Here is a 4596-nt window from a genome sequence, read left to right as displayed (position 1 = left end):
ATCTTCCCGCGCTGGCGGCGGAGATCCGCGACTTTCTCATTCACGCGGTGGCACGCACAGGTGGTCATCTCGGGCCGAATCTTGGCGCCGTCGAGTTGACCATGGCGATCCACCGAGTTTTCGACTCGCCTCATGACCGGATCCTTTGGGACACCGGTCACCAGTCGTATGTCCACAAGATTCTGACCGGCCGTGCGGACGCGTTCGCCGACCTGCGTCAGCGCGGTGGCCTGTCGGGGTATCCCAGCCAGGCGGAGTCACCGCACGACATCATCGAGAACTCGCACGCCTCGACGGCACTGTCCTACGCGGACGGGCTGGCACGGGCGTACGCGTTGCGCGGCGAATCCCGCTCGGTCGTCGCTGTCGTCGGTGACGGCGCGTTGACCGGTGGCATGTGCTGGGAGGCGTTGAACAACATCGCGGCCGCCGATCGTCCGGTGATCGTGGTTGTCAACGACAACGGACGCTCCTACGCCCCGACGATCGGTGGGCTGGCTGACCATCTGGCCGCGCTGCGCCTGGCACCCGAGTACGAGCAGGTGCTCGACGTCGTCAAGCAGGTGCTGGGCCGTACGCCGCTGGTCGGTGCGCCGCTCTACGATGCCCTGCACGGGATCAAGAAGGGCATCAAGGACGTCGTCCAACCGCAGGGGATGTTCGAGGATCTCGGTCTGAAGTACGTGGGGCCGGTGGACGGGCACGACGTCCACGCGGTCGAGTCGGCGTTGCGGCGCGCCCGTGACTTCGGCGGGCCCGTCATCGTCCACTGTGTGACCCGCAAGGGCTTCGGCTATCCGGCCGCCGAGCAGGATGACGCCGACTGTTTCCACGCCGTCGGGGTCATCGATCCGAGCACCGGCAAGCCGGCCGCGGCCGGCGGTGGCGGCGGCATCAGCTGGACGGGCGTCTTCTCCGACGAGATCGTCCAGATTGGCCGGGAGCGTCCGGACGTCGTCACGCTCACCGCCGCCATGCTCCAGCCGGTCGGCCTGAAGGCGTTCGCCACGGCCTTCCCGGACCGGGTGTTCGACGTCGGCATCGCCGAGCAGCATGCGGTCACCTCGGCCGCGGGCCTGGCCATGGGTGGCCTCAAGCCGGTGGTGTGCGTCTACGCGACCTTCCTCAACCGGGCCTTCGACCAGGTGTTGATGGACGTCGCCATGCACCGGCTGCCGGTCACCTTCGTCCTGGACCGGGCCGGTGTCACCGGCGAGGACGGGCCGTCCCACAACGGTATGTGGGACATGTCCTTCCTCCAGCTCGTGCCTGGGTTGTCCCTGGCCGCGCCGCGGGACGAGCCCACGCTGCGGGCCGAGCTCCGCGAGGCGCTGGCGATCACCGACGGTCCGTCGGTGGTGCGCTTCGCCAAGGGCAAAGTCAACCCGGACATCCCCGCGATCGAGCGGGTCGGGTCGGTCGACATCCTCTACCGCTCACCCGAGGTGACACCGTCGCGTGAGGTGCTCCTGGTGGCGGTGGGCGCGATGGCGAACACCTGCATGCAGGTCGCCGAGCGGGTCGCGAGCCACGGTATCGGGATCACGGTTGTCGACCCGCGGTGGGTCAAGCCGCTCGATCCGGTGCTCGTCGATCTCGCCCGGATGCACTCGCTCGTGGTCACGGTTGAGGACAACGGCCGGGTCGGCGGGGTCGGGTCGACCTTCGCGCAGCTGCTGCGCGACGCCGACGTGGACGTACCGCTGCGGGACTTCGGCATCCCGCAGATCTTCCTCGACCAGGGCAAGCGCCCGGAGGTCATGGCCGAGATCGGCCTGTCCGCCCAGGAGCTCGCCCGCAAGGTCGTCGAGATAGTCGCGGGCCGTGCGCCCGTCCTCGACGAGGATGCCGAGGAGTCCGAGGAGGAAAGCGCGGCCGGTCAGCTCTGAGCTCCACATCAACCCTTCGGGGTCGGTGCGTCCGTCCGAACGGTCCGGTGGGCTTTGTCCTCGCCGGACCGTTCGGCGTTGTCGGAGTTCGATCCGTTCGGCGGGGGCCGGTGACTGGCCGGAGCGTCGACGGGTTTGCGCCATGTCATGGCGGTGTGATGGTTGATCGTTGGATCGACGCTACGCTGAGCAGATGTGGCATGTACGTTCTGTTGACGGATGGGTCGGTCGGGCGGCCGGGCGCTGTCACTCAGAACCGGGCCGACCAGAACCGGGCCGACCAGAACCGGGCCGACCGGGCTCCAGCCGTCGAGGGCTGCGGTGGTGGTTGACGCGGGTGGCGTTGCTGCTCGCGGTCGGGCTGCTCTGCCTTGCGCTGGTCGGTCAGTGGAACGCGGTCCGGGCGTCGTTCGACGACCTGACCGTGGTGAGCGTCGCCGCAGCCGGAGGCGTCACCGTGCTGGCGGTCGGGACGAGCGTGCTGTCCTGGCGGGCGCTGTTGGTGGGGCTCGGCGCGGAACTGCCGTTACGGGCGGCCGTGCGGGTGTTCTTCGTCGGGCAGATCGGCAAGTACGTCCCGGGCAGCGTGTGGCCGGTGCTGGCGCAGATGGAGCTGTCGAGGGCCTACGGCGTGCCCCGGGCAAAGGCTGCGTCGGCGAGTCTGATCGTGTTGGCGCTGGCGGTCCCGTGCGGCGGACTGGCCGCGGCCGTGACCCTGCCGTTTGTGTCGGCGACCGCATTAGGTCACTACGGGTGGGCGCTGCTGGCGGCACCGGGGTTTGCGGTGGTGCTGTATCCGCCGGTGCTGTCCAGGCTGCTGGCGCTCGCGTTCGGTCTGCTGCGCCGGTCACCGCTGGAGCGTCCGCTCGCCGTCCGCCCGGTGCTGGCCGGTGCCGGCTGGCTGCTGACGGGCTTCGTGCTCTACGGCGTCGCGACCTGGCTGCTGGCACGTGATCTTGCGCCGTCCGTGCACGGGCCGCGCCTCCTGCTGCTCTCGGTCGGCGGGTACGCGCTCGCGTGGACGGCCGGGTTCCTCGTCCTGCTGGTCCCGGCCGGTGCGGGCGTGCGCGAGGCCGTACTGATCCTGGCGTTGGCGCCGGTGCTCGCGCACGGCCCTGCGACGCTGCTCGCCCTGGTCATCCGGCTGCTCGCGACCGTGGCCGATCTCTTGTGGGCGGCAGGCGGCATGGCCGTGCGTCCGGGCGACGCCCAACCGGTGTACGCGGCCTGCGGGGTGCCGGCCTGCGGGGTGCCGGCCCGCCGCCCCGGCAGCTCTCAAGGATGTGAATCGGATGCTTCCATAGCAGCATCGGATTCACATCCTTCGGCACCGTGAGCCGACGCGTTCCGGGCTGATCCGCTTGTAGGGCCTGTCTGATGGATCTTCGATCGCTTCGCCCAATATCCATCAGACAGGGGGAATGGGCGGGTTCATGACAATCGACGGTGGACGACGCCGCGAGGCAGCCATCCCGGCATGATTGTGAATGAGGCGCAGGTGTCCGCGGCCCTGCCCGGCTACGATCTGGGCGCCAAGCTCGGCGCGGGTGCGTTCGGGCTGGTGCTGGCCGGCCGGCATCGCGGTCTGAACCGCCAGGTGGCGATCAAGATTTTGGCTGCGGGGCACGATGGGCACGACGGAGCGGATGCGGGTTTCGCCGCCGAGGCGCAGCTGCTCGCCGCCATGGATCATCCGCATGTGGTCCGGGTCTACGACTACGTCGAGAACGACGACCTCTGTCTGATTGTCATGGAATTGCTGGGCGGGGGGACGTTGACCCGTCGCCGGGCTGGCATGTCGGCGGAGGCTGCCTGCGCGGTGGGTCTGGCGGTGGGTCTGGCGGTGGGTCTGGCTGTGGGTCTGGCTGTGGCGGCGGCGTTGTCCTGCGCGCATTCCCCGGGGGTACTGCACCGCGATATCAAGACCGACAACATGCTGTTCGACACCGCCGGTTTGTTGAAGGTGACGGATTTCGGGATCGCGAAAATCCTCACCGGGTCGGCGGCAACCGCGAGCGCGATTATCGGGACGCCGATGTCCATGGCTCCCGAACAGATCACCGCCGGCCGCCTCGGCCCGGCGGTCCGGCCACCGATGCCCAGCTGGGCCTTCCGGACGGGGTGGCGGTCGATGCGGTCGGTAACCTCTACATCGCCGACAGCTTCACCAGTCGGGTCCGGAAGGTTGACATGGCCGGGCGGATCAGCACAGTCGCAAAATAGGCCGTGACCCGAAAATTCGCCGGCCCGGCCAGGGCGCCGTCGTCGAAACCGGTCCGGCTCGGCCCGGCCCGGCCCGCCGAACGTGGCCGCCGGTCGTGAGGCGCTCGGACCGTGCCTGCGGTGTGCCCGGAACGCGGGAGACGTCCCGGCGCTGGCCCGAGGGATTTCTGGTCGCCTGGCGGGGTGGAAATGTCGGACCAGACACCTATTCTGAACATATGTTCGAATCGTCTGATGGGTGTGCCGGCCCCGACCCGGCCGGCCCAGACCCGGCCGCCGGCGTGGACGTGGAGAGCCTCGACATCGAGGGGTTGGACGCGTCCACCTGCCTGACCCTGATGTCCACCATCACCCGCCAACGCGCCGCCCTCGACGCGACCATGCTCCGCACCCAAGGCCGCTTCGCTCACCTCCGCCCCGAAACCGGCCCGCAACGGCCATACGGGGAATTCGCCCCCGACGAAGTCGCCGCCGAACTCAACCT

Annotated in this window: 2 protein-coding genes and 2 pseudogenes; all 4 read left to right on the top strand. The window is 69.2% G+C overall.

The annotated features are described in order from the left end of the window. The coding region (dxs, locus tag U9977_RS06300; protein ID WP_322748227.1) for a 1-deoxy-D-xylulose-5-phosphate synthase at nucleotides 1–1889 on the top strand (1889 nt) is incomplete at its 5' end. A 337-nt stretch (nucleotides 1890–2226) separates the two neighbouring features. Beyond that, the gene (locus U9977_RS06295; protein ID WP_416210490.1) at nucleotides 2227–3225 is read left to right on the top strand and encodes a lysylphosphatidylglycerol synthase transmembrane domain-containing protein; all 999 of its coding nucleotides are present in this window, start codon (nucleotides 2227–2229) and stop codon (nucleotides 3223–3225) included. A 141-nt stretch (nucleotides 3226–3366) separates the two neighbouring features. Further along, nucleotides 3367–3972 (top strand): annotated as a pseudogene (locus U9977_RS06290) (serine/threonine-protein kinase); the annotation flags it as partial. A 235-nt stretch (nucleotides 3973–4207) separates the two neighbouring features. Then, nucleotides 4208–4596 (top strand): annotated as a pseudogene (locus U9977_RS06285) (hypothetical protein); the annotation flags it as partial.

This window comes from Protofrankia sp. Cas8 (assembly GCF_963555845.1).
GTDB lineage: Bacteria > Actinomycetota > Actinomycetes > Frankiales > Frankiaceae > Protofrankia.
This window is presented reverse-complemented; position numbering and strand designations above follow the sequence as displayed.